Genomic DNA, 18,264 nt, shown 5'->3' with positions numbered 1-18,264 from the left:
ATGGATTGGGCAGCCTTTCGGCTTTCGGTTGAACTCGGGCTTTGGACGCTGGCGCTGCTGTTGCCTGCCTCGGTCTGGCTGGGGCGATTCCTCGCCATCCGCTCGTTTCGCGGACGTGGCTTCATCGAGGCGGCGGTCGCGCTGCCCTTGGTGCTTCCCCCGACCGTCGTCGGCTTCTACCTCCTGCTGGCCTTCGGCACCGGCTCGCCCCTCGGCAGAGCGTGGGAGGCGGTGGCTGAGCGTGGTCTCGCTTTCTCCTTCGAGGGGTTGCTGCTGGCCTCGGTGCTGGTGAACTTGCCTTTTGCGGTCCAGCCCATCCAGAACGGCTTTGCCGCCGTGCCGCAGCGCCTGCGCGAGGCGGGCGCCATGTCCGGCATGACGCCTTGGACGGTCTTCCGGCGAGTGGAGTTGCCGCTAGCTTGGCCAGGTATCGCCACTGCCGCCGTGCTGACCTTTGCCCATACCCTCGGTGAATTCGGCGTGGTGCTGATGGTGGGCGGCTCCATCCCAGGCGAGACGCGGACCGCGGCCATCGCCATCTATGACCGCGTGCAGGCCTTCGACGACCGGGGCGCCAGCTTGATGTCAGCCGTCTTGCTGGGCGTGTCGGTCTTGGCGCTGGGGCTGACCAATACCTTGTCGCGACGCGTGGGGCGGCGCCGGAATGGCTGAAGGGTTGCTCCTGCGGCTGAGGGCGGACGGCCCGATCCCGCTGGACTTGTCCCTGGACGTAGCCCCCGGTGAGGTGCTGGCGCTGGTCGGTCCCTCGGGTGCAGGCAAATCTACGGCGCTGCGCTGCGTCGCAGGGCTGCACCGGCCAACGCACGGGATGGTGCGGTGCGCCGGGGAAACTTGGCTGGACACCGCTTCGGGCCTGGTCCTTGCGCCGTATCGGCGAAGCGCAGGTCTTGTCTTCCAGGACTATGCGTTGTTCCCGCACATGACTGCACTGGGCAACGTCATGGCAGCCACGGGACACATGCCCCGTACCCAGCGGGAGGCGCGGGCGCGGGAATGGCTGGCCCGCGTTCATCTGGCCGGGCTGGAGGGACGGCGCCCGGAAGAGCTTTCAGGCGGGCAGCAGCAACGCGTCGCCGTGGCGCGCTCCTTGGCGCGCGACCCGGCGGTGCTGCTGCTGGATGAACCATTCTCTGCCGTGGATCGTGCGACGCGGCGACGCCTCCAGGCAGAACTGGCAGGATTGCGGCGAAGTCTGGCGATCCCGGTCGTCATGGTGACCCATGACCTGGAGGAGGCGCTGGCCCTCGCCGACCGGATCTGCGTGATGCATCGCGGCTCGGGCCTGCAGCTGGGCACGACCGCGGAGGTTCTCGCGCGTCCGGCCACGGCAGAGGTTGCTCGGCTGCTAGATCTGCGAAACCTATTCCGGGGCCGCATCGAGGCGCAGGATGGGGCGTCCGGCCGGGTCGTGCTCCGGTGGGGGAGCCGGCGCCTCGAAGCCGCATCCGGTCGCTGCTTCCGCCCCGGCATGGAAGTGGACTGGCTTGTTCCAGGTGGTGCGGTCGTTCTGCACCGTCGCGAGCGGCCTTCGCAAGGCCAACGGGAAAACCCAGTTCAGGCGAGGGTGATGGACCTCGTTCCGATGGGCGAGGAGGCGCGCGTCACGCTTGATGTGGACGACCCGGATGGTGGTTCCCTGGCCTTCTCCCTACCGCTGCATCATGCGCGGCGGAATGGTTTGGCTCCCGGGGCGGAATGCGGCGTATCGCTGTTGGCTGCGGCGATTCACCTGATGCCGCGGCCTGTCTGAGGGAGCCTTCGCTGTCTTTCGCCCGAATTGATGGGCGCCCCGACAACAGGGGGAAGGCGTGCCCCCACGGGCCTAGGGTTGCCCCGGACAACCCATCGCTTTCACACTCGACGTGCTGACCCCTCACAGGTCAGGAGTGGAGAGGGGAAAAGCCTCAGTCTTCCAACTCGGCGTCGGGATGGCGCAGGTGCCAAAGACGCTCATGCGCCGCGACCAGCGTCTCGATGTTGCGGCGCCGGTTGATGTCGGGCATCACCGGGCGGCGCGTCAGCATCATCTCCAGCACGCGGAGGAGCTGCTCAGCCACCTCGAAGTCGCTTTGATCACAAGCCTGGTGGAAGGCCACCAGAATCTTGTCCGAGAGGCGCCTTCCCTGCCGCACGCCAGGCGGCAGTCGGGCGGCCTCGTCATGAACCAGTTCGCGCTCGTCCTGGTCGGCCATCACCTGCTCCATCCTGCGAAAACCTCTGCTGCGCTCATTGCGCCACCAGCACTTATGCGCAGAGTTCTTTGGCACATGGAAGCCTCAAGAGCCTCCGCGAGAACCACTACGCAATTGCCCCAGGATAGACGCAGCCATGGTTTCTGGCGGCGTTTCGGGGCGAAACATCGTCCGCACACGGGAATCGGGACCGACGAAATAGATGAACGAGGAATGATCCATCGTGTAATCCGTGTGGTCCGGACGCTGCGCGCGCGCGTAATACACGCGGTACCGACGCGCCGCCTCGGCCACCTGCTCCGTCGTTCCGGTAAGGCCAACCATGCGCGGATGGAAACGTGAGACATAGTCCTTCAACGCGGCCGGCGTGTCCCTGGCTGGGTCCACGGTAACGAGAGCGGGGACAACCTGATCCCCGGCTGATCCCATCGTATCGAGTGCGGCCGCCATGGTGCCGAGCTCGGTCGGGCAGACATCGGGGCAATGGGTGAAGCCGAAATAGACCAGCATCCATCGCCCCGCGAAGTCACCCTCCGTCACTGCGCGGCCATCCTGGTCCACCAGCGAAAAGGCACCGCCCAGCGCAAGGCCGGGAGGCAGGGCGAGGCCACCCTGCCCGCCTCCTGCTGCCGGCACCGGAAGATCCGCGCCGAAGACACTGGCCAAGCGCGACGCAAAGGCTTCGCCCACGCTTTCGCCTGGGGCGCGCGAAGTCCAGGCCCAACCCCAGAGACCTGCGACGAAGAGGAGCAGCGCGAGGCTCGCATAGCGGATCACGGTCAGCATAGCCTGGGTTTAGCCTGGTCCGGCCCCCGGGGGTATTCCCGGGGGCGCATCGCTGACCAATCGCGGGCGCGCCCTAGTGCGTGCTTCCGAGGATCTGGCCCTCGGGCTGGGCAGTGGTGAAGGTCGAGGCGCCGAACGCCTCCTCCCACGTGCCCTCAGTGGAAGCCTTGCTGTACTCGGTCGCGCGGTTCTCGAAGAAGTTCGTGTGCTCAATCGCGTTCAGCATCTCGTCGAGCCAGGGGAGCGGGTTCTTCTCGACGTGGTAGAGCGGCTCCAGCCCGAGCTGCTGCAGGCGGCGATCGGCGATGAAGCGGATGTACTGCTTCACCTCGTCGCCAGTGAGCCCCTCGACGCCGCCCATCTCGAAAGCGAGGTCGATGAAGGCGTCCTCATGGTCCACTATGGTGGAGCAGACGAGATAAAGGTCGCGACGGAACTCTTCTGTCCAGATCTCCGGGTTTTCCTGCACGAAGGTGCGGAAGAGGCGGATGACGGACAGGCAGTGCAGCGTCTCGTCCCGCACGCTCCAGGACACGACTTGCCCCATGCCCTTCATCTTGTTGAAGCGCGGGAAGTTCATGAGGATGGCAAAGGAGGCGAAGAGCTGCAGCCCCTCGGTGAAGGCGCCGAACGCCGCGAGGGTCTTCGCGATCTCGGTCTTGTTCTCGACCGAGAAGTTCTGCATGTAGTCGTACTTGTCCTTCATCTCCTTGTACTTGAGGAAGGCCGTATATTCGATTTCCGGCATCCCGATCGTATCAAGAAGATGGGAATAGGCGGCGATGTGAACCGTCTCGATGTTGCTGAAAGCCGACAGCATCATGAGCACTTCCGTCGGCTTGAAGACCTGGGAATAGTGCTTCATGTAGCAGTTATTCACCTCGACATCGGCCTGGGTGAAGAAGCGGAAGATCTGCGTCAGCAGGTTCTTCTCGCCTTCCGTGAGGTTCTTCTGCCAGTCCTTCACGTCGTCCGCGAGGGGAATTTCCTCTGGCAGCCAGTGGATGCGCTGCTGCTGCAGCCATGCCTCGTAGGCCCAAGGATAGCGGAAGGGCTTGTAGACCGGGTTGGCGGTCAGCAGGTCGTGCCGCTGGGGCGCGTCTTCGTTGGTGTAGCCGTCGGGCATGGGTGCCTCACCGTGAGATGTGTTGTCTGGCGAGGGGCTTCACCCCTCGCACTCCCCACCAGGAAACACGGTTTCCTGGACCTTCGGAATGGGCCTTGGAGCCTGCCTTATTGGCAGGCCAGGCATTCCTCGTAGTTGGTGGACTCGGCCGGCGCCTGGAACGGTGCGACGTCGTCCTTGTGGCGCGTCATCACGTTCTCCTGGCCCACCACCTTCTGCGACACCGCGTCCGCGCGCTGGATGGATAGGGAGCGGCAGTAGTAGAGCGACTTCACGCCCTTCTTCCACGCCATCAGGTGGATTTGGTGCAGGTCGCGCTTGTGGACGTTGGCCGGCAAGAAGACGTTGAGCGACTGCGCCTGACAGATGAAGGGCGTGCGGTCGGCCGCATGCTCGATCACCCAGCGCTGGTCCAGCTCGAAGGCGGTCTTGAACACCGCCTTTTCCTGCTCGCTCAGGAAGTCGAGGTCCTGGACCGAGCCCTTGCTGACGGTGATGGTGGTCCAGGTGTCGCTGTCGTCGCGCCCGTGCTTGGCCAGCACCGCCTTCAGGTAGGGGTTGCGTACGATGTAGGAGCCGGAGAGCGTCTTGTGGTTGTAGACGTTCGCCGCGATCGGTTCGATGCCCGGGCTGGCTCCGCCGCAGATGATGGAGATCGAGGCCGTGGGCGCGATCGCCATCTTGTTGGAGAAGCGCTCGTTGAAGCCGTACTCGGCGGCGTCGGGGCACGGGCCGCGTTCCTCGGCGAGGAGGCGAGAGGCGGCATCCGCCTGCTCGCGGATATGGCGGAACATCTTCTTGTTCCACACCTTCGCGACCACGCTCTCGAAGGGCACGCCCATCTTCTGCAGGAAGGAGTGAAAGCCCATCACGCCGAGCCCGACCGAACGCTCGCGCATCGCGGAGTATCGGGCACGGGCCATCGAATCAGGGGCTGTGTCGATGAAGTTCTGGAGCACGTTGTCCAGGAACCGCATCACGTCGGTGATGAAGAGCGGGTGGTCCTTCCACTCCATCCAGGTCTCGAGATTCAGCGAGGAAAGGCAGCACACCGCCGTGCGCTGCTCCCCATGCTGATCGAGGCCGGTAGGGAGCGTGATCTCGGAGCAAAGGTTCGATGTCTTCACCTCCAGCCCCGCCAGCTTGTGATGCTCCGGCCGGGCATTGTTCACGTGGTCGGAGAAGATGAGGTACGGCTCGCCTGTTTCGATCCGCGCCGTGAGCAGGCGGATCCACAGCGAGCGCGCCGAGACGGTGCGCACCACCGCGTTGTCCTTGGGGCTGGTGAGCGCCCAGGCTTCGTCTGCCTCCACCGCGCGCATGAAGGCATCGGGCACCAAGATGCCGTGGTGCAGGTTCAGCGCCTTGCGGTTCGGGTCTCCGCCAGTGGGGCGGCGGATCTCGATGAACTCCTCAATCTCCGGATGGCTGATCGGCAGGTAGACGGCGGCCGACCCGCGACGGAGCGAGCCCTGCGAGATGGCGAGGGTGAGGCTGTCCATCACCCGGATGAAGGGAACGATGCCCGAGGTCTTGCCGTTCTGGCCGACCTTCTCGCCGAGCGAGCGCAGGTTGCCCCAATAGGAGCCGATGCCCCCACCCTTGGAGGCGAGCCACACATTCTCGTTCCACAAACCGACGATGGATTCGAGCGAGTCGTTCGCCTCGTTCAGGAAGCATGAAATGGGCAGGCCGCGCGTGGTCCCGCCATTCGACAGCACCGGTGTCGCCGGCATGAACCAAAGGCGCGAGATGTAGTCGTAGATGCGCTGGGCATGGGCAGCGTCGTCGCCATAGGCCGAGGCCACGCGCGCGAAGAGGTCCTGATAGGACTCGCCGGGCAGGAGGTAACGGTCATCGAGGGTCGCACGGCCAAAATCCGTGAGCAGGGCGTCCCGCGAGCGGTCCACCTGCACTTGGCCATGGCCCTGAAGCTGAACGGCATCGAACACGGCAATCTCCCCTGATCCCCCAGGCTCTAACCCCTCAGAGCCGGCCCGACGGGATACAACATCTTGCGGTCCCTGGCCAGAGAAACGGCTAGATACGGTGTGAGTTGCCCGGACGTTACGATTCAGCGCGACTCGCGGAGATTCCTGGGATTCCACGCAAAGCGGCAACGTGCCCCCTGTGTTTGCCGTGCCACAGGGCTGCTCCGCAATGCTCATGATCCGATATCCCCGTAATCCACAGACCGGTCAGGTATGTGGCACTACGAGAACACATCGTGAACTATCTGGCAAGGTTGACGACGATCCCACCGCCGCGGGGGCATCACTCGAGCGGCTTGAGTCCGCACCAATCCGCGATGAAGGCGGCGATCGAGAGCGTCGTCGTCCGCAGGAACTCGATGTCGGTACGCTCGTCAAATCCGTGCGCACCCTCGCCGCGCGGGCCGTAACAGAGCGCCGGAATGTCATAATACAGGCCGTAGTAGCGCGTGTCGTTCACGGCAGTGGAAATGCGCGCACCCATCTCCTCCCCGAAGGCGTGGCGGTGGGCCTGCGCCAGCACCGCCTCTGCCTCCGACCCGGGTTCGAGTGCGTAGCCATCCGCCTGGAACCCGTGCCACAGGATCTCGGGTGGGTTTTCCTCCAGGAAGCGGTCACCCCGTGCCGCTTCGGCAACGCAGCGTTCCACGGCTGCCATCGCCTCCTGCACGTCGCTGCCAGGCAGAAGGCCGATGCGGCAATCCACCTCGCACCAGGCAGGTGTGCTGGAGGCCCAATCGCCGCCACGGATGATGCCCGGGTTGAACTTGATCGGGTCCATCACCTCCGAATACCAGCGATGGCTGCGCGCCTCGCGATTCAGCGTGACGGTGTGGTTCTCCAGGGCCTGGACCAAGCGCATGGCGCTGGTGATCGCGTTCGACCCCGTCTGCGCCACGGCGACATGGACCGGAACGCCGCGCACGCGGAGCCGGAACCACAAAGTGCCCGTATGGGCGCGCGTGATGGTGCCGCCCGTGGGTTCGGGAATAAGGACGGCATCGGCCCGGTATCCGCGCAGCAGCGTCGCGAGCGCTCCGTTCCCAGTGCTTTCCTCTTCCGTGACAGTCATCACGTGCACGTCGCCCGCCGGGCACCATCCGGCCGCGCGGATCGCTTCCATGGCGAATACCATGGCGGCCACGCCGGACTTCATGTCGTGCGCCCCACGCCCGTAAAGCCATCCGTCGCGCACTGCAGCCGAGTAGGGCGGGACGCTCCACATTTCGGCGGGCCCCTCTGGCACCACGTCGATATGGCCCTGAAGGATCAGCGAGCGGCCATTCGCCTCGCCGCAGCGGCGCGTGGCAACGACCTGGATGCTCTGCGCCGGATCCACCTCCACCATGGGGGCAGCCTTCGGGTGGCTCGTCAGGGGCACATCGGCCAGTGAGAAGCGATCCACCGCATAGCCGCGACCGGCCAGCCACCGTGCGAGGAAGTCCTGTAGCGGCGCCTCCCGCCCGCGCAAGGACTGGAAGCGCACGATATCGGCCAGGAACCGCAGTTCCTCGTCGAACGCCGCCTCCACCGCATCCCGGAGGGCCTGCAAGGTCGCGCTATCTGGCATGTCGGGTGCTCTCCTCCGGCGATGCCCGGGCAACGCCCGGGGCCGGGCATTGTTGCAGCGCAAGGCCCCCGGCGTCAGCCCTCCCCCATGGGGGAAGCAAGAGGCGTGGCGCGGCCCAGTATCCGAGCGAGGGCATCAGAGGTGAAGGGCTTCTGGAGCACCCTCCCCGCGCCAAGTTCGCGCAGCGCCGCCTCATCTGCGTAGCCCGTCACGAAGATGACCGGCAGGCCGGGACGCCGTGTCGCGATCTCCCGCGCGAGTTCCGCGCCGGTCATGCCCGGCATCGCGTAGTCCAGCACCACGAGGTCGAAGGGCACTTCCTCGTTTGACAGTAGATCAAGTGCTGCGCCGCCGCTCCCTGCCTCCAGCACCTCGCAGCCGAGTTGGCCAAGCATGGACCCGGTGACCTCGCGCACAGCCGCATCGTCATCCACCAGCAGGACGCGCCGGCGCCGCGGCGCGCCATCCGTCTCAGTCCCCTCCCCGTCACCCGGTGCAGCCGGCGCCGAGGCGCGGGGCAGGAAGACGCGGACCGTGGTGCCACGTCCAGGCGCGGTCTCGATCCGCACTCCGCCCCCTGATTGCTTCGCAAAGCCGTAAACCTGGGCCAAGCCCAACCCCGAGCCCTTTCCGACAGGCTTGGTCGTGAAGAACGGTTCGAAGGCTTTTGCTCGCACTTCCGGTGTCATTCCACTGCCGGTGTCCGAAACGGCGACCATGACATAATCACCCGGCGCCGGCTCCTCCGGCCGCTCCGGCGCACCAAGCGAAACGTTCGCCGTCTCGACCCGGATCGAGCCGCCGGCTCCCATGGCGTCGCGCCCGTTGATGGCGAGGTTGAGGATCACGAGCTCAATCTGGGTCGGATCCACCAGCGCTGGCCAAAGCTCCGGCTGCAGCGTCCCCTCGATCGTCACGGCTCCGCCCATCGAGCTTTCAAGCAGGTCGCGCATCCCCGCCACCGTTTCATTCAGGTCGAGGGGGCGCGCGGCGAGGCGCTGGCGGCGCGAGAAGGCGAGAAGCTGCGCGGTCAGCGTCGCACCACGTTGCGCCGCCGCCCGCATGAGGGAAAGGCGCCGCAGAGAGCGCGCGTCCAGACCCGCTTGCTGAGCCGCCTGCTCCACGAAATCGAGGTTGCCGAGCACGACCGTGAGCAAGTTGTTGAAATCATGCGCGACGCCTGAGGTGAGCTGCCCCACCGCCTCCAGCCGCTGCATCTGCCGCAAGGTCGCCTCGATGCGCTCGCGCTCCTCGATCTGGCCGAGAAGCTGGCGATTGGTGGCGGCAAGCTCGGCCGTGCGCTCGGCCACGCGGCGTTCCAGCTCATCGCGGGCCAGGCGAGCCTCGGTCACGTCGATGGACACGCCGACATAGCCAAGGAAGCGACCCTCGCCATCCGCACGCGGCACACCCTGGACAAGCATCCAGCGAGCGCGCCGCTTGCGGTCCCAGACGCGAACTTCGCCGAGGAAATCCTCGCGCGCCGCGAAGGCGCGGGCGAAGCCTGCTTCGAACGACGTGAGGTCGGCCTCGTGGATGAAGTTGCGCCACGCTTCGGGTGCAGTGGCGCTCGGATCCAGCCCGAAGACGCGCTCATGGTGACGGTTGGCGTAGATGAGCCGCCCCTCGGACTCCGTCATCCAGATCAACGCCGGTGCGGAGTCGGCAAGCGAGCGGAAACGCTCCTCGCTTTCCCGCAGCGCAGCCTCGGCCATGCGGCGCACATGGATGTCTTCCGTTGCGCCATACCACTTCACGATGGCGTCCTTGCTGTCGCGCCGTGGGTAGGCGCGGGAATGCGCCCAGCGATACGAGCCGTCGCGCATCTTCATGCGGTGCTCGATGTCGTACGGCTCGCCAGTGGCGACCGAGTGGCCCCAGACCTCGAAGGTGCGGGCGCGGTCATCGGGGTGGAGCCCATCGGACCATGTCGAACCGAGGCCCGTCGTCCCGGTCCATTCCATCCAGCGCGGACTGACCTGGTCGAGCTGACCTTCGGGCAGGGCCGTCCAGCTCACCTGCGGGTTCAGATCAACCGTCGCGCGGTGATGGTCCTCGCTTTCCCGTAGCGCCGCCTCGGCCCGGGCACGCTGGATGGAGGACCAGCCGCGTTCGGCAAGTTCGAGGCCGAGCGCCACCTCGTCCGGCGTCCAGGGCGGAGGTCCGCGCCGCTCCGCAAGCAGGCGAGCGACAAGGTGCCCATCCCGCATCACTGGTGCGACGAGGCGCTGCGGCGCGGCCTCGCCCTCGGTGGCCGGGGGACGCCCGGCATGGCTGAGACGATGGAACTCGTCCTGCTGCGCCTCGAACATGGCGACGCCCTCGGCGCCCAGGTGGCGCAGCGCTGCCTGGGAAAGGGCATGGGCTGCAGCGGCGGGCGTCGCTGTCTCGCGCAGGCGATCACCCAGTTCCGAGAGCGCAGCCCTGCGCCGCTCGGCCATCCGGCGCGTCGTGGTCTCCACCACCACGGCGATGACGCCGCCCGGCCGGCCGCGCTCGTCCGGAACGGGCGAGTAGTCGAGATCCATCCAGACGCGCTCGGCCACGCCGTGGCGGAAGAGGGTGAACTCCTGGTCCTTGAAGGAAAGCGTACCACCGGCCAGGCCGACCCGCATGGCCCGGTCGTTGAAATCCGCGACCTCGGGCCAGCCTTCGCGAATGCGGGAACCAAGCAGCGCCGGATGGCGCCCACCCGCGAAACCGGAGTAGGCATCGTTGTAGATCATGACGCCCTCCTCCCCCCACAGCATGACCATGGGAACGGGGGAGCAGAGCAGCAGTCCGGTCGCCGTCCGCAGGCTTTGCGGCCACGACGCGATCGGGCCGAGCGGAGTGGCCGCCCAGTCGTGCTGCCGCACACTTTCCCGCATCCCGCCGCCATCGGCGAGGAAATGCAGGAACGGATCGGCGGCCTGAGCCTGGGTCAAGCGCATCATTTCCACGGTTCGAGGCCGGAACCCTGCGTGACTACCGGAATTCTCCGCACGGGTCAGCGGGAGCCAAGTCGGAAAATACATCCCTCGGTTGCGCACAAGCTCCAGCGTGACCGCCCTGAGCCTGGTTGCAAGGAGCCATCCCCTGCACAGGAGGGAACCCCCCAGCGCCTCCGAGATCCTGCGAGAGCACCCCTCACTCCCACTCGATGGTGCCGGGCGGCTTGGAGGTGATGTCGTAGGTGACGCGGTTGATGCCGCGCACCTCGTTGACGATGCGGTTCGCCACGCGCCCCAGGAAGCCCATGTCGAAGGGATAGAACTCCGCCGTCATCCCGTCCGTGCTGGTCACGGCGCGCAACGCGCAGGCCTGATCATAGGTGCGCCCATCTCCCATCACGCCCACGGTGCGCACCGGCAGCAGAACGGCGAAGGCCTGCCAGATCGCGTCGTACAGCCCCGCGGTCCGGATCTCCTCCAGGAAGACGCTGTCCACCTTGCGCAGGAGGTCCGCCTTCTCGCGCGTCACCTCGCCCGGGATGCGGATGGCGAGGCCGGGCCCCGGGAACGGGTGCCGCCCCACGATCTCCTCCGGGATGCCGAGCTCCCGGCCCAGCACGCGCACCTCGTCCTTGAACAGCTCGCGCAGCGGCTCGACGAGGCGCATCCGCATTCCCTCGGGTAGCCCGCCCACGTTGTGGTGCGACTTGATGGTGACCGAAGGCCCGCCCGTCGCGCTCACGCTCTCGATCACGTCGGGGTAGAGCGTGCCCTGGGCCAGGAAGTCGGCGCCGCCGATCTTGTTCTGCTCCTCCTCGAACACCTCGATGAACAGGCGCCCGATCGTCTTGCGCTTCGCCTCGGGATCGGTGAGGCCGGAAAGCTGGCCCAGGAACAGGTCGGACGCATCACGGTGGACAAGGTGGATGTTGAAGCGGTCGCGAAAGGTCTGCACGACCTGGTCGGCCTCGTTCGCCCGCATCAGCCCGTGATCCACGAAGATGCAGGTCAGCTGGTCGCCGATCGCCTCGTGGATCAGCACCGCCGCCACGGAGGAGTCGACGCCGCCGGACAGGCCGCACACCACGCGGCCCTTGCCCACCTGGTCGCGGATGCGCTGCACCATCTCGGCGCGGTAGGCCTTCATGGTCCAGTCGCCGCCGCAGCCGCAGATCGCCTTCGCGAAATTGTCGAGGAGCTGCGCGCCGTGCGGGGTGTGCACCACCTCCGGGTGGAACTGCACGCCGTAGAAACGACGCTCCTCGTCGGCCGTGATGGCGAAGGGGGCGCCGTCGCTGGTGGCGACCGCCCTGAATCCCTCGGGCAGGCGGGTGACGCGGTCGCCATGCGACATCCACACCTGCTCGCGCGCGCCCTTGGCCCAGATGCCCTGGGTCAGCGCGGAATCGGCCAGGACGTCCACAAAGGCGCGGCCGAACTCGCGATGGTCGTGACCCTCGACCTGCCCGCCCAGCTGCTGCGCCATGGTCTGCTGCCCGTAGCAGATGCCCAGCACCGGCAGCCCCGCCGAGAAGACGTGTTCCGGCGCGCGCGGGCTCTCCCCCTCGGTAACGGAGGCCGGTCCGCCGGACAGGATGATCCCCTTCGGCGCGAACTCCCGCACCTTCTCCTCCGGCGCCGCATTGAAGGGCCAGATCTCGCAATAGGTACCACCCTCGCGCAGCCGCCGGGCGATGAGCTGCGTCACCTGGGAGCCGAAATCGAGGATGAGGAGTCGGTCGTGGCGCTGGGTCATGGCGGCTGGCACCACAGGCGGCGCGCGCCGTCAAGCGCGGCGGGCCGCCTCACCGCGGCGCACGGGTGCCGGCGGTCGCCGTCAGCAGCAGGTGGATCGGGTCCCACGCATAGGCGCGCTGCGGCAGGTCCTGCCCGGCGAAGCGCACCACCTCCCGCGCCGCCGCCCGCGCACCCAGGCGTTCGTAGAAATAGCGGGAATTGTTGCCCTCCAGCACCCAGGCGAAGGCGCTCTGCGCCCCCAGCGACGCGAGATGCGACGCCATGGCGCGCATCAGGCGCCGCCCGATGCCGCGGCCCTGGAAATCGTCCAGCAGGTAGAGCGTCTCCACCTCCCCCTCGGCGATCCCGGCCCGGCGCGCGAAGCCTCCGGTCACGAAGCCCACCACCCCGCCGCCCGGCGTTTCCATTCCGTCGGCGATGGCCAGGAACCCGGCATGGCCGCCGCGCCCCAGGGCCAGGCCCTGCTCATACCCCGCCGCTTCCCGGGACACGGAAAGATTGGCCAGATAGGACGCCGGCAGCAGCGTCGGATAGGTGTTGCGCCAGGAGGCAAGGTGGACCCGTGCCATCGCCATGGCGTCGCCCGGCCGGGCGCGGCGAATGCTGACCGTCATGAGGCGCGCTCCATCACCGCGCAAAAGAACCCGTCCGTCCCATGCGCCGCCGGGCTGAGGGCGAGGTGCGGCCCCTCGCATGGCGGCGCGCCGGGCATTCCCGCCTCCGCCCAGGCCTGGGCGAGCGGAACGGCGTGGAAATCCCCGTGCGCTTGCAGGAAACCGTCCACCTGGGCCTCATCCTCCTCCGGCAGCAGTGAGCAGGTCGCGTAGACGAGCCTACCGCCCGGTCGAACAAGTTGCGCGGAGATGGACAGAATTTCACGTTGCTTGCCGACCAGTTCGGCAAGGTCCTCGCCGGTGGTGCGGCTGCGCGCATCAGGATTGCGCCGCCACGTGCCCGTCCCGGTGCAGGGGGCATCCACCAGCACCCGGTCGAACTGACCGGCGCGGCGCTTGGCCCAACGGTCGCCCGGGCTCAGCAGATGCGTCTCCGCGTTATGCACGCCGGCACGCCGCAGGCGCTTCGCCGCACCCTCCAGCCGAGGGGCGGAAACGTCGCAGGCGGTGATCCGCCCCTGATTCGCCATCGTCGCGGCCATCGCCAAAGTTTTCCCCGCGGCACCCGCGCAATAATCCGCGACGCGCATCCCGGGTTTCGCTCCCACAAGCGCAGCGATGAGTTGCGACCCCTCGTCCTGCACCTCGACCAGCCCATCCTTGTAGGCCGGGGTGGCGGCGACCGAGGCGCGTCCGCGCAGCCGCAGCCCCCAGGGCGAATGCGGCGTCGGCACCGCCTCCATCCCCAGCGCCGCCATCGCCGCCTCGCGCGTCGCCTTCAGCGCGTTGGCGCGCAGATCCAGCGGGGCCGCTGCCTCCAGCGCCGCCGCCTCGGCCTCCAGCGCCGCGCCGAATCGGGCGCGCATCCCCGGCAGCGCCCATTCGGGCAGGTTCAGCCGCGGCCCGTCGGGCATGTCCTTGCCGACCAGCGGCTTCCCGGCCAGGGAGCGCGCCACCTCCTCCTCGCCCACGTCCAGCGTCCCTGCGCCGTAGCGCCCGCCCATGAACAGCTTCGACGCCTCGCCGGGCTTCATGCCGCGGCCCAGGATCAGCAGCGCCAGCACCAGCAGGCGCGGCGTCACCCGCACCCCCGTCTGGCCGATCCACCATTCCAGCCGCAGCCTCTGACGCAGCACCCCCCAGGCGAGGTCGCTCACCTCGCGCCGGTCGCCGCCGCCGATGTAGCGGCGGGCGCGAAAGAACTCGGCCGCGATGGCGTCGGCCGGGCGGCGCGGCTGCTCCATCACGGCGTGCAGCAGGTCGATGGCGGCGGCGAGGCGGGCTTCGGGCGTCATGCGCCGCGCCCCGCGCGGGCGGGAGAAACGGGAACAGGCATGGAAATCGTCATGCCCCATCCTGCCAGCGATGCCCCGCCGGGCGAAGCGCCCGCGCTCATGCCGGCTCCCAGCAGCGCCGGATCCGCCGCGTCCCGGAAAACAGGCGGAACAAGGCCCGGCTGGCGCGCAGGAAACTCCCCTGCACCTCCGGCGGCCATCCCAGCAGCGAAGCAAGACCGGGCGAAAGAAAGCCGGCGTGGCAGCGCGCGGACAAACCCGGATCGGGGAAGCGGGAAAACGGCGCCCGCAGAGCCGACATCAGCCCCGTCGCCCGCGCCACCAGCACCCCGCGCATCCCCTGCCCCCGCCAAGCGCGGCGAAAGGCGCTGCACAGGAAATACTCCAGCGCCGGCAGGCCCGGCTTCTCCCGCCCGATCTTCAGCAGCAGTGCCATCCACAGCCGCCGCTCCGTCCAGCGGCGGAAGTTCGGGTGCAGCGTGTCGCCCTTCATCCCGGGCGCGGAGCGCGTCTCGACCTGCCGCCAGGGCAGGCGCGTGCAGGCGGCCTCCAGGCACGCCTCGAAACGCGACAGCAGGTCGTGCCGCGACGGCCGCCCCACCTCGTGCGCGCACAGCGCCTCCAGCACCGGCCACACGAAGCGGAGCTCCGCCTCGGTCAGCGGCCGCCACGGATGCGGCGGCGACAGCCGGGGCCTTGCCCTCCCCCGCACCTCCATCCGGTCCAGCGCAGCCACCGCCCCTGCGAAAAGCAGTGCCCTTTCCCCCGCTTCGCCTGCCGCACCGCCATGCCCGCCTCCGCACACAACCTTCCGAACAAATCAAGAACATGACAGCAAAGTCAAGGATTTCCGCTTGCGGGACCTCCTGGCGCCGCGCCCTACTTCCCGCGCAGCCGCAAGGACGCCGCCCATGTCCGTGAGCCCGACGCAAGGCCAGGCCCCGCTCTGGTCCGCCGCCAGCGCCTACGAATCCTATGTCGGCCGCTGGAGCCGACGCGTCGCGCCTAAGTTCCTGCGCTGGCTCGCCGTGCCGCCGGGCGGGCGCTGGCTGGACGTGGGCTGCGGCACCGGCATGCTGTCCCGCACGATCCTCGCCCGTTGCGACCCGGCTTCCGTCACCGGGGTGGACCTGTCCGACGCCTTCCTCGCCCACGCACGAAGCGAGTTGGCCGACCCGCGCGCCCGCTTCCATTCCGGCGACGCCCAGTCCCTGCCGGTGGAGGACGCGTCCTTCGACGCGGTGGTGAGCGGCCTCGTCCTGAACTTCGTCCCGGACCAGCCCCGCGCCGTCGCGGAGCTGCGCCGCGCCGCCCGCCCGGGCGGCACCGTCGCCGCCTATGTCTGGGACTATGCCGAGGGCATGCAGATGATGCGCCATTTCTGGGACGCCGCCGCCGCGCTCGACCCCGACAGCGCCGGCGGCCGGGACGAGGCGCTGCGCTTCCCCCTCTGCCGCCCCGGCCCGCTGGCCGCGCTGTTCCGTGATGCCGGGCTTACCGCGGTGGAGGTGACGGACATCACCGTACCCACCCCCTTCCGCGACTTCGAGGATTACTGGACGCCCTTCCTGGCAGGCGGCGCCCCGGCCCCCGGCTACTGCATGGCCCTCCCCGAGGAGCGCCGGGCCGCCCTGCGCGAAGCCCTGCGCGCCGCGCTGCCGGCGGGGCCCGACGGCAGCATCACCCTCTCCGCGCGGGCCTGGGCGGTGCGCGGCACCGCCTGATCCGCGTCAGTCGGCGCGGTAGTTCGGCGCCTCGCGCGTCACCGCCACGTCATGGACGTGGCTTTCGCGCAGGCCGGCATTGGTGATGCGGCGGAAGCGCGCGTTCTTCTGCAGGTCGGCGATGGTGGCGCTGCCGGTGTAGCCCATGGCGGCGCGCAGCCCGCCCACCATCTGGTGGATCACCGCGCCCACCGGCCCCTTGTAGCCGACGCGGCCTTCCACGCCCTCCGGCACCAGCTTCATCTGGTCCTGCACCTCGGCCTGGAAGTAGCGATCGGCCGAGCCGCGCGCCATGGCGCCCAGCGAGCCCATGCCGCGATACGACTTGTAGGAGCGTCCCTGGTAGAGGAACACCTCGCCCGGAGCCTCCTCCGTCCCGGCCAGCATGCTGCCCATCATTACGCAGTCGGCGCCCGCGGCCAGCGCCTTGGCGATGTCGCCTGAGTTGCGGATGCCGCCATCAGCGATGCAGGGCACGCCCGACTCCCGCGCCGCCGCCGCGCCCTCCATCACCGCCGTCAGTTGCGGCACGCCCACCCCCGCGACGATGCGCGTGGTGCAGATGGAGCCGGGGCCGATGCCGATCTTCACCGCGTCGGCACCGCCCTCGATCAGCGCCAGCACCGCCTCCGGCGTCGCCACGTTGCCGGCGATGACCTGCACCGTGTTGCTCAGCCGCTTGATGCGCTCGATGGCGCGGATCACGCCCTCGCTGTGGCCATGGGCGGTGTCCACCACCACCACGTCCACCTCGGCGGCGACCAGCGCCTCGGCGCGCTTCAGCCCGTCCTCGCCTACGCCGGTCGCGGCGGCGACGCGCAGCCGCCCCATCGCGTCCTTCACCGAGACGGGATGCGCCTCGCTCTTGTCCATGTCCTTCACGGTGATGAGGCCGACGCAGCGCCCCGCCTCGTCCACCACCAGCAGCTTCTCGATGCGGCGGCGGTGCAGCAGCGACCGCGCCTCCTCCGCGCTCACCCCCTCGCGCGCCGTCACCAGGTTCTCGCGCGTCATCAGCTCGTAGACGCGCTGGTTCGGGTCGGTGGCGAAGCGCACGTCGCGGTTGGTGATGATGCCCACCAGCCGGTTGGTCTTCGGTTCGACCACCGGGAAACCGCTGATCTTGTGCTGCGCCTTCAGCGCCATGACGTCGGCCAGCGTCTGGTCCGGATGGACCATGACCGGGTTCACCACCATGCCGCTCTCGAAGCGCTTCACCTGGCGGACCTGGTCCGCCTGCTCCTCCGGCGTGAGGTTCTTGTGGATCACGCCGATCCCGCCGCGCTGCGCCATCGCGATCGCCATCGGCGCCTCCGTCACCGTGTCCATGGCGGCGGAGATAAGCGGGATGTGCAGCCCGATCTCCCGCGTCAGCCGGGTGCGCGTGTCGGTCTGCGTCGGCAGCACCGTGGAATAGGCGGGCAGCATCAGCACGTCGTCGAAGGCATAGGCCTCGGCGATGCGGAGCGGTTCGGCGGAATCGAGAGCCATGGCGGGATGGGACCTTTCGGGCGGGGTCGCGGGCCTTGGCGGCCCCTCCTACTCCCGCCGCCCGGCCGCGTCCAGATTGCCCCCGCGAAAGCCGGTGGCCACCACATAAAGTTCACTCGATTCCTTGCGGCTCGACGGCGGCTTGGCATGGGCGACCCGGGTGAAGCCCTGGCGCAGCCGGTCCAGCATCGCGCGCTCCGCCCCGCCCTGGAACAGCTTCGCCGCGAATCCGCCGCCGGGCGCCAGCACCCGCTCCGCGAAGTCCAGGGCCAGCTCGCCCAGCGCCATGATCCGCAGGTGGTCGGTCGCGTTGTGCCCCGTGGTGTTGGGCGCCATGTCCGACAGGACCAGGTCGGCCTTGCCGCCCAGCGCCTCGATCACCGCCCGCTCCGCCGCCTCCTCCTGGAAGTCGCCCTGGAGGACGACGGCGCCCGGCACCGGGTCCATGGGCAGCAGGTCGAGCGCGACCACGTGCCCCGCCTCGCCGACCGCCTTCAGCGCCACCTGCGTCCACCCTCCCGGCGCGGCGCCGAGGTCCACGACGCGCATCCCCGGCCGCAGCAGGTGGAACTTTGCGTCGAGGTCGAGCAGCTTGAACGCGGCGCGCGACCGCCACCCTGCGGCCTTGGCCGCCTTGACGTAGGGGTCGTTCAATTGCCGGGCGAGCCAGCGCTGCGAGGCGGTGGAGCGACCCTTGGCGGTCTTGAGCTTGGTGTGGAGGTTGCGCGGGGGCGGGGCCATGCCCTTCCCTAACGCGCCGCGC

The 18,264-nt window shown here is 68.5% G+C and carries 15 protein-coding genes; 3 read left to right on the top strand and 12 right to left on the bottom strand.

Features of this window, described 5'->3' with window-relative positions:
* Complete coding sequence (modB, locus tag OF850_RS01585) at window positions 1-672, top strand: molybdate ABC transporter permease subunit (protein WP_301587911.1); 672 nt, start codon at window positions 1-3, stop codon at window positions 670-672.
* Window positions 665-1,771, top strand: a complete 1,107-nt coding sequence (locus tag OF850_RS01580; RefSeq protein WP_301587910.1) for an ABC transporter ATP-binding protein — start codon at window positions 665-667, stop codon at window positions 1,769-1,771. Before modB ends, OF850_RS01580 begins: the two co-directional genes overlap by 8 nt.
* Window positions 1,772-1,925: 154 nt before the next feature.
* Here the strand turns inward: OF850_RS01580 and OF850_RS01575 are convergent, their stop codons facing one another.
* The 10 genes from OF850_RS01575 to OF850_RS01530 all read right to left on the bottom strand — a co-directional run bounded on the left by OF850_RS01575 (window position 1,926) and on the right by OF850_RS01530 (window position 15,022).
* On the bottom strand, window positions 1,926-2,213 hold the full coding sequence (locus tag OF850_RS01575; protein ID WP_301587909.1) for a hypothetical protein: 288 nt from the start codon (window positions 2,211-2,213) through the stop codon (window positions 1,926-1,928).
* Between the two features lie 84 nt (window positions 2,214-2,297).
* A complete protein-coding gene (locus OF850_RS01570) occupies window positions 2,298-2,999 on the bottom strand; it encodes an SCO family protein (RefSeq protein ID WP_301587908.1) in 702 nt (233 codons plus the stop codon).
* 73 nt (window positions 3,000-3,072) lie between these two features.
* Window positions 3,073-4,125: a ribonucleotide-diphosphate reductase subunit beta gene (locus OF850_RS01565; RefSeq protein WP_301587907.1), complete on the bottom strand. Its 1,053-nt coding sequence runs from the start codon at window positions 4,123-4,125 to the stop codon at window positions 3,073-3,075.
* Window positions 4,126-4,232: 107 nt separating this feature from the next.
* Window positions 4,233-6,077 (bottom strand): ribonucleoside-diphosphate reductase subunit alpha, encoded by a 1,845-nt coding sequence (locus tag OF850_RS01560; protein WP_368044668.1) that lies wholly within the window; start codon window positions 6,075-6,077, stop codon window positions 4,233-4,235.
* Window positions 6,078-6,399: 322 nt separating this feature from the next.
* Window positions 6,400-7,686 carry an ArgE/DapE family deacylase gene (locus OF850_RS01555; protein WP_301587906.1) on the bottom strand — a complete coding sequence of 429 codons (1,287 nt, stop codon included), beginning with the start codon at window positions 7,684-7,686 and terminating at the stop codon, window positions 6,400-6,402.
* Window positions 7,687-7,760: 74 nt separating this feature from the next.
* On the bottom strand, window positions 7,761-10,613 hold the full coding sequence (locus tag OF850_RS01550) for a PAS domain S-box protein (RefSeq protein WP_301587905.1): 2,853 nt from the start codon (window positions 10,611-10,613) through the stop codon (window positions 7,761-7,763).
* 202 nt (window positions 10,614-10,815) lie between these two features.
* The gene (gene guaA / locus OF850_RS01545) at window positions 10,816-12,375 is read right to left on the bottom strand and encodes a glutamine-hydrolyzing GMP synthase (protein WP_301587904.1); all 1,560 of its coding nucleotides are present in this window, start codon (window positions 12,373-12,375) and stop codon (window positions 10,816-10,818) included.
* Window positions 12,376-12,424: 49 nt separating this feature from the next.
* Complete coding sequence (locus tag OF850_RS01540; RefSeq protein ID WP_301587903.1) at window positions 12,425-12,991, bottom strand: GNAT family N-acetyltransferase; 567 nt, start codon at window positions 12,989-12,991, stop codon at window positions 12,425-12,427.
* Entirely contained in the window at window positions 12,988-14,286 is a 1,299-nt protein-coding gene (locus tag OF850_RS01535; protein WP_301587902.1) for an RsmB/NOP family class I SAM-dependent RNA methyltransferase, read from the bottom strand. The genes OF850_RS01540 and OF850_RS01535 overlap by 4 nt, the downstream gene beginning before the upstream one ends.
* 97 nt (window positions 14,287-14,383) lie before the next feature.
* A complete protein-coding gene (locus tag OF850_RS01530; RefSeq protein ID WP_301587901.1) occupies window positions 14,384-15,022 on the bottom strand; it encodes a hypothetical protein in 639 nt (212 codons plus the stop codon).
* 175 nt (window positions 15,023-15,197) lie between these two features.
* Here OF850_RS01530 and OF850_RS01525 point away from each other — a divergent pair, with 175 nt between their 5' ends.
* Window positions 15,198-16,010 carry a class I SAM-dependent methyltransferase gene (locus OF850_RS01525; protein WP_301587900.1) on the top strand — a complete coding sequence of 271 codons (813 nt, stop codon included), beginning with the start codon at window positions 15,198-15,200 and terminating at the stop codon, window positions 16,008-16,010.
* Window positions 16,011-16,016: 6 nt separating this feature from the next.
* On the opposite strand, the gene guaB is transcribed toward OF850_RS01525, so the two are convergent.
* Window positions 16,017-17,501: an IMP dehydrogenase gene (guaB, locus tag OF850_RS01520; RefSeq protein ID WP_301587899.1), complete on the bottom strand. Its 1,485-nt coding sequence runs from the start codon at window positions 17,499-17,501 to the stop codon at window positions 16,017-16,019.
* A gap of 48 nt (window positions 17,502-17,549) precedes the next feature.
* On the bottom strand, window positions 17,550-18,242 hold the full coding sequence (locus OF850_RS01515; protein WP_301587898.1) for an RlmE family RNA methyltransferase: 693 nt from the start codon (window positions 18,240-18,242) through the stop codon (window positions 17,550-17,552).
* Window positions 18,243-18,264 lie beyond the last annotated feature (22 nt).

The organism is Sabulicella glaciei, assembly GCF_026183895.1.
GTDB classification, from domain to species: domain Bacteria; phylum Pseudomonadota; class Alphaproteobacteria; order Acetobacterales; family Acetobacteraceae; genus Roseococcus; species Roseococcus glaciei.
The sequence above is the reverse complement of the archived record's forward strand: the minus strand, read 5'-3'. Positions and strand labels throughout refer to the sequence as shown.

Bases quoted from the DNA above. Each gene is read 5' to 3' on its own strand.
- modB (WP_301587911.1), top strand. From the start codon at position 1: ATGGATTGGGCAGCCTTTCGGCTTTCGGTTGAACTCGGGCTTTGGACG.
- OF850_RS01580 (WP_301587910.1), top strand. From the start codon at position 665: ATGGCTGAAGGGTTGCTCCTGCGGCTGAGGGCGGACGGCCCGATCCCG.
- OF850_RS01575 (WP_301587909.1), bottom strand. From the start codon at position 2,213: ATGGCCGACCAGGACGAGCGCGAACTGGTTCATGACGAGGCCGCCCGA.
- OF850_RS01570 (WP_301587908.1), bottom strand. From the start codon at position 2,999: ATGCTGACCGTGATCCGCTATGCGAGCCTCGCGCTGCTCCTCTTCGTC.
- OF850_RS01565 (WP_301587907.1), bottom strand. From the start codon at position 4,125: ATGCCCGACGGCTACACCAACGAAGACGCGCCCCAGCGGCACGACCTG.
- OF850_RS01555 (WP_301587906.1), bottom strand. From the start codon at position 7,686: ATGCCAGATAGCGCGACCTTGCAGGCCCTCCGGGATGCGGTGGAGGCG.
- guaA (WP_301587904.1), bottom strand. From the start codon at position 12,375: ATGACCCAGCGCCACGACCGACTCCTCATCCTCGATTTCGGCTCCCAG.
- OF850_RS01540 (WP_301587903.1), bottom strand. From the start codon at position 12,991: ATGACGGTCAGCATTCGCCGCGCCCGGCCGGGCGACGCCATGGCGATG.
- OF850_RS01535 (WP_301587902.1), bottom strand. From the start codon at position 14,286: ATGACGCCCGAAGCCCGCCTCGCCGCCGCCATCGACCTGCTGCACGCC.
- OF850_RS01525 (WP_301587900.1), top strand. From the start codon at position 15,198: ATGTCCGTGAGCCCGACGCAAGGCCAGGCCCCGCTCTGGTCCGCCGCC.
- guaB (WP_301587899.1), bottom strand. From the start codon at position 17,501: ATGGCTCTCGATTCCGCCGAACCGCTCCGCATCGCCGAGGCCTATGCC.
- OF850_RS01515 (WP_301587898.1), bottom strand. From the start codon at position 18,242: ATGGCCCCGCCCCCGCGCAACCTCCACACCAAGCTCAAGACCGCCAAG.